9 protein-coding genes are annotated in these 4847 nt (G+C 43.9%); 2 read left to right on the top strand and 7 right to left on the bottom strand.

The features are described from left to right. Window positions 1-323, top strand: a 323-nt coding sequence (locus tag CPT76_RS38610; RefSeq protein WP_219845515.1) for a hypothetical protein, incomplete at its 5' end; no start/stop codon positions are given. A 264-nt stretch (window positions 324-587) separates the two neighbouring features. Here the strand turns inward: CPT76_RS38610 and CPT76_RS36415 are convergent. The 5 genes from CPT76_RS36415 to CPT76_RS36395 all read right to left on the bottom strand — a co-directional run bounded on the left by CPT76_RS36415 (window position 588) and on the right by CPT76_RS36395 (window position 2869). Then, entirely contained in the window at window positions 588-797 is a 210-nt protein-coding gene (locus CPT76_RS36415) for a DUF5659 domain-containing protein (protein ID WP_105446314.1), read from the bottom strand. 14 nt (window positions 798-811) lie between these two features. Beyond that, on the bottom strand, window positions 812-1048 hold the full coding sequence (locus CPT76_RS36410; RefSeq protein WP_105446313.1) for a helix-turn-helix domain-containing protein: 237 nt from the start codon (window positions 1046-1048) through the stop codon (window positions 812-814). A gap of 181 nt (window positions 1049-1229) precedes the next feature. Then, window positions 1230-1625, bottom strand: coding sequence for a hypothetical protein (locus CPT76_RS36405; protein ID WP_105446312.1), 396 nt, complete (start codon window positions 1623-1625; stop codon window positions 1230-1232). Between the two features lie 482 nt (window positions 1626-2107). After that, window positions 2108-2452 carry a hypothetical protein gene (locus CPT76_RS36400; protein ID WP_105446311.1) on the bottom strand — a complete coding sequence of 115 codons (345 nt, stop codon included), beginning with the start codon at window positions 2450-2452 and terminating at the stop codon, window positions 2108-2110. Window positions 2453-2506: 54 nt separating this feature from the next. After that, window positions 2507-2869, bottom strand: coding sequence for a hypothetical protein (locus CPT76_RS36395; RefSeq protein ID WP_181153276.1), 363 nt, complete (start codon window positions 2867-2869; stop codon window positions 2507-2509). Between the two features lie 103 nt (window positions 2870-2972). Here CPT76_RS36395 and CPT76_RS36390 point away from each other — a divergent pair, with 103 nt between their 5' ends. Continuing rightward, window positions 2973-3188, top strand: coding sequence for a helix-turn-helix domain-containing protein (locus CPT76_RS36390; protein WP_105446309.1), 216 nt, complete (start codon window positions 2973-2975; stop codon window positions 3186-3188). A gap of 365 nt (window positions 3189-3553) precedes the next feature. On the opposite strand, the gene CPT76_RS36380 is transcribed toward CPT76_RS36390, so the two are convergent. Both CPT76_RS36380 and CPT76_RS36375 read right to left on the bottom strand, forming a co-directional pair. Further along, on the bottom strand, window positions 3554-3805 hold the full coding sequence (locus CPT76_RS36380; RefSeq protein ID WP_105446308.1) for a hypothetical protein: 252 nt from the start codon (window positions 3803-3805) through the stop codon (window positions 3554-3556). A gap of 221 nt (window positions 3806-4026) precedes the next feature. Next, the gene (locus CPT76_RS36375) at window positions 4027-4710 is read right to left on the bottom strand and encodes a hypothetical protein (RefSeq protein ID WP_105446307.1); all 684 of its coding nucleotides are present in this window, start codon (window positions 4708-4710) and stop codon (window positions 4027-4029) included. Window positions 4711-4847: the final 137 nt, after the last annotated feature.

Genomic DNA, 4847 nt, shown 5'->3' with positions numbered 1-4847 from the left:
ATTCAGCCTCGGTCATCGGATTGTTTACGACGAATAAGTTGCTTATTCACCTCTCTCAACCTCCCGCGCTCTATCGTGACCAATCCGCAGTCTTTAAGCGCTTTGAGGTGCCGGTCGAAAGGCTTGCGGCCTATGCTGGTCTGCGCGTAAATCTCTTCGCGTGCAAGCCATACGCAGTTATAGAATTTATGGTCCGGGTCATTCTGGCGCCAGGACTTCAGATAGGCGTAAAGGCCGGCCGTCTCGACAGTGAATCCGTCCAGCAGCGTGTACATACGAAGAACGATATCGTCTACCATGGTGAACGAGTCGTTTCCGGTTAGTGTGTTATTTACATTTATCATTTGACTAAGCTCCCTTATTAGATTGGCTCGCGGTGGCAGCGGCCTGGGGGTTTCGTCCGTTTTGGGCGTTACCCCTATCTGTATATTTGTCTTATTAAATTCCTATCGCGAAGTTAATCTATCAATAAGAATCATTTAGATAATTAATAGTCTCCGCGTTGCTTTTTAACGCGGTAATGTTTTGTATATATTACTTACGTATATATTGCTTACGTATATATTACTCTGTGTCCTTTTTGGACGTTACGTAATGTCCGTTTTGGGCGAAACGTTCCGTCCGTTTTGGGCATTACCTGAGAAATCGGCCATTGCCTGCTTGATCTCATCGCTATCGCGGAACACAAATACGTGAAGATGGGGAAACTTCATGTTGGGACGCAGCTCCCTCAGCACAAATCCGCGTTGCATTAAAAAGCCGGCTAAACGTTGGTAATGGATGACGCATTCTTTCATTTGAATTTCCTCCTCTATTTGACTGTGTCGATCGTCGTTTCATCATAAGTAGCCAGCAACCGCGCCAGCTTTTCCGGAGTCAAATCTAACTCACGCAAAAGAATGTCGGCTCTGTATTGCGGAAGTTTGCGGTCACCGGATTCGATGAACCTGACAAAACGGCCAGTAACGTTCATCAGCGCGCCGAACTCTTCGCACGACATCCGATAAACTTTGCGCAGCTTATAGAAAGTAACCCTATCAATAACCATTAGCGCCTCCTCCTTTCTTTGCGTCCTATTTTTAGGACTAATCTTGCAAATAAAAAGACGCCGACACAGCGCCAGGCATCCGACGTGTGGGCGAACTAAGATTAACGGTAAATCGGAATTTTACTTCCTCACATATAAATGGAAAACCGGGATATAAAATAACAGGTCATTTTGCAATTGTTCACAAATTAGACACATTTTCTTCCTCCGGATAATACACTTTCCCGGTTAGATCGACCTGACCGCCGCCGTCCAGGAACGCATCGAGCGAGATTTCGCGCTTCTTTTTCCGTTTCTCCCGGTAGACTTCCGCGTCAGCATTCAGCACGGGATTATCCTTGCGCCGTTCTGCGATCATATCCGCCTTAATTATGAAGTCGGCCAGGATCTCGAGGAGCGAATATTTAACGAGATAGTTCTTGCGGCGTGTCATCGGGTGGCGGTACCGTGGGGTCGATAGTTTCTCCCGCGTCCATCCTGCAGCCTGCAACTCGTCCGTTACCACTTCGGCAATCATGACGCGAAGATCTGTGTCCTCTATTTTGTAGTGCTTGTCCCAGAAAGCTGTAATATTCATATATTAATCCCCCTGTGAGTTAGTAATGGAACATAAAAAAGACGCGTGAGATAAACCACGCGCCGTCTTATATTAAATTATACCAGATATAGTGTCTTTCGCTACCTCTCATACTAATTTAACCCAATATATTGCGTTCGTAAACCAACTCAAAATTATTTTTCTTAAAGCGAAACCAAACACACGTTCTATTCGTATAAATGGTTATAAAAATGAACCGGCCGGAACCTGAACATTGGCGTGTTCATTGGCGGAAGCCCCGACCGGTCACACGAGTCAGCCTGTTACCCGCGTTAGAGCGATACTACCGAGGTTGCCGCCCCGACGTATCATTAAAGGTCCCGCATGGCGATGCACTCACGTTTGGAGCCGCGAATGCTACGGGTTGGTGGTCAATGTTGGCGCAAAGACCACCGTTTATAAAACGAACACCCCTCCGCTCATCAACCGTCTGCAGCCGGAGGCATCATCGAGGAGCGTAGTCATCGAACTACGTTGAACTCGTCGACCGCTTCAGGGTCGTGCATTACGCAATCTATAAGGAAATCGATCGCGGACATATTCTGCAGACGTTTGGCGACGCGCAGAACAGTCGATACACTCTCGGTCTCATCGATCGCGACGCGGACAGATTCCGCAAGTTCCCGAGATACATACAAATTCGTGTGCTCGCCGACTCCGTCGAACTTCTGAACGTACCGGAGGATCAGCCGGCCGTCATCGAAGAATAACGCGAGCTCTGGCGTCAGAAGATACCCTTTCCGCAGCTCGTAGTCCTGGGCGTCAAGGAACGGTCCGTCTGCGATTGCTATACGATCAAGTTTCACGCAATCAGCTCCTTTACGATAAACGTTACGGCACAAGCGACTATCCGTATGTACTTACGCAGGGACATAGCGAGAAAATACCTCCTTTACGATAAACCCAAGCGCCATAAGCTGAAGATCGGTGACCTCGACGCAACCAGCGGTGTAGCCCTGCATAATTTTCGTTTTCACTTCCGGCAGGACACGAGCCAGAACGCGCGGCAGAACGTCGATCTCCTGGACTTCGCGGGCGCCTTCCGGTTTCCAAACGAGGATGAAGCGTTGATCCCTCCGGCTATAACGGTAGCCGATCGAGTAAAGGTCAGGCGTCACGGTAATAAATTGAGATGGCTTGTCTTTACCACAAAAAATTTCAATGATTGCTGCACTCCGCATTTTTAACCCTCCAATATCATTTATGCACACTGTGATGTTCATCTAGTTGATTACAGTATACACACTGTAGTGGGCATCGTCAATATTGCAATTGATAAATTGCATACTCTAACCTATACTTTTGATATTGAATGGAGGGCAATGTATGGCAATTAAAGTTCATCTATCGCGGATAATGGGTGAGAAAAGATTGAAAATATCTGAACTCTCTGAAATGACGGGTCTTCACCGGAATGGGCTAACCAAGCTATATTACGAAAAAACTGACGGTGTTAAGTTTGAAACATTGGAGAAGTTGTGTCGGACACTAAATTGTTCAGTCGGTGAATTAATTGAATTTACAGAGGATGATAAAGAATGAAGAATTTTCGAGGAACTTTAGCAGCAATTATCGTTATTGCCGCAATCCTTACAGCGATGTATTTCTTTGCGACAGGTTCGCCACCAACACAATGAGTATCAATCGCCACTGTCGTTACTTGTCACAGGACGTCCACTTTTTCGCTGCGGCACTTTCTGGAGCACTAATAAGCGTTTGGGAGGAAGACCCCGCAGGAGTATACATAGAAGCAGAAAAAGGATTCGTTGATCGGTACACATCGGATTATGTGCGGATAAGAAACGTAGAGACGGGAGTTCGTACCCACTATAGCCGCGATACCGCAATGTTTGAGCGAATATAAGACCGCTTACCCTTCGATGGGCGCGGTCCTTTTTATTTTCTTATTAAAGTGTTGTAAATCCGGAGTCTAATATTTCAATAAAATACCGTCTCAATGCTGTGTTAATTATTCTAGATTTATCCTTTGGATTATTTTTAAGAAGCATACGCATAATGACATCGATATCTTTCTCCATCCAAAAGTGAGTTGATTTGTGAGTTGATTCAAAAGCGCCCTTCTTCTCTTTCTTGTCTGATTTCTCTTCAATTCCCTCCTCCAGTATTTCCTTTTTATCCTGCTCTTTTGCGTCTGACAATGCTGTTCATCTCCTTTATCATGCTAACTAGACCACCAGTGTAACATGATCTAAAAGGCCTCACAAATTAATTATTGACTTTAATTCCAATTTGTGCTTCGTGTAATTGCGTTGATATTTTCGCAAACCTTGCGTTAATTTGGTCAGGGGGTAAGATGGAAAACGGCCCCCCGGGACAATGGAACAGTTACCGGATAGGGCCGTTATAGTAGAATTGAAAGTTATTGATTTTGCTGTCGAGTTTTAGGAAATTTAGCTTGAAGATACTTATCTGTTCTCGTGTCCTTATATTCACTTAGCCTTGAGTGTATGGACCCAGCTATTTCTAGATATCTTTTGATTCGCATCTTCATATTGTCGCTCCCTTCTCGAGAATAATAATTTTCAAATCGTTCAGCAAAAACTTTAGCCACAGCCAAGTTTTTCATCTCTATGTCAATCACTCTAAATACTTCCCATTCTACAGACTTCATGAGATCAGACAACTTCTTATTAATGATCTCAATAAAATCGACTGTAAAGTCTAGCTGCATCTGTAGGGTCTCATATTCATCTACGACCAGTTTACCCTCAGCATCATTTTTTGTTATTTCATAAGAAGGAACATTAATTATAAACTGCGTGTCTTGTACGATAAAGTAAAGAACATCGATATCTTTGTAGTATAATTCGATTTCCTTATCCTTTTTTTGCTCAAGGATAGTTATCCTTACTCCCAACCACGTTATAAATCCCCCGATAATAGAGCCTATAAAGGCAAGTAAGTCCCAATCGTGTATATTTATCTTTGTAGACAAGGTCAAAAGAAGAGCTATAAGAATTAGTAAACAACACATGCAAGCAATCGCTAAAAAAGATATTATTAAAACTTTCTGTACCGTCTCAAAGGGTGTTTTTCTTAACATAGATACTCCTATTCCGACTCACATACATGAACATTCTGTGGCATTTACTTTGTTTCGCCGACAAGTTTAAACTGACCACCTTCAATACTGCCGATTTCATAGTTTTTCACGGTAACAGTAACCTTCGTATTTTGATC

The organism is Paenibacillus sp. AR247, from assembly GCF_002968895.1.
Classification (GTDB): domain Bacteria; phylum Bacillota; class Bacilli; order Paenibacillales; family Paenibacillaceae; genus Paenibacillus_AQ; species Paenibacillus_AQ favisporus.
The sequence above is the reverse complement of the archived record's forward strand: the minus strand, read 5'-3'. Positions and strand labels throughout refer to the sequence as shown.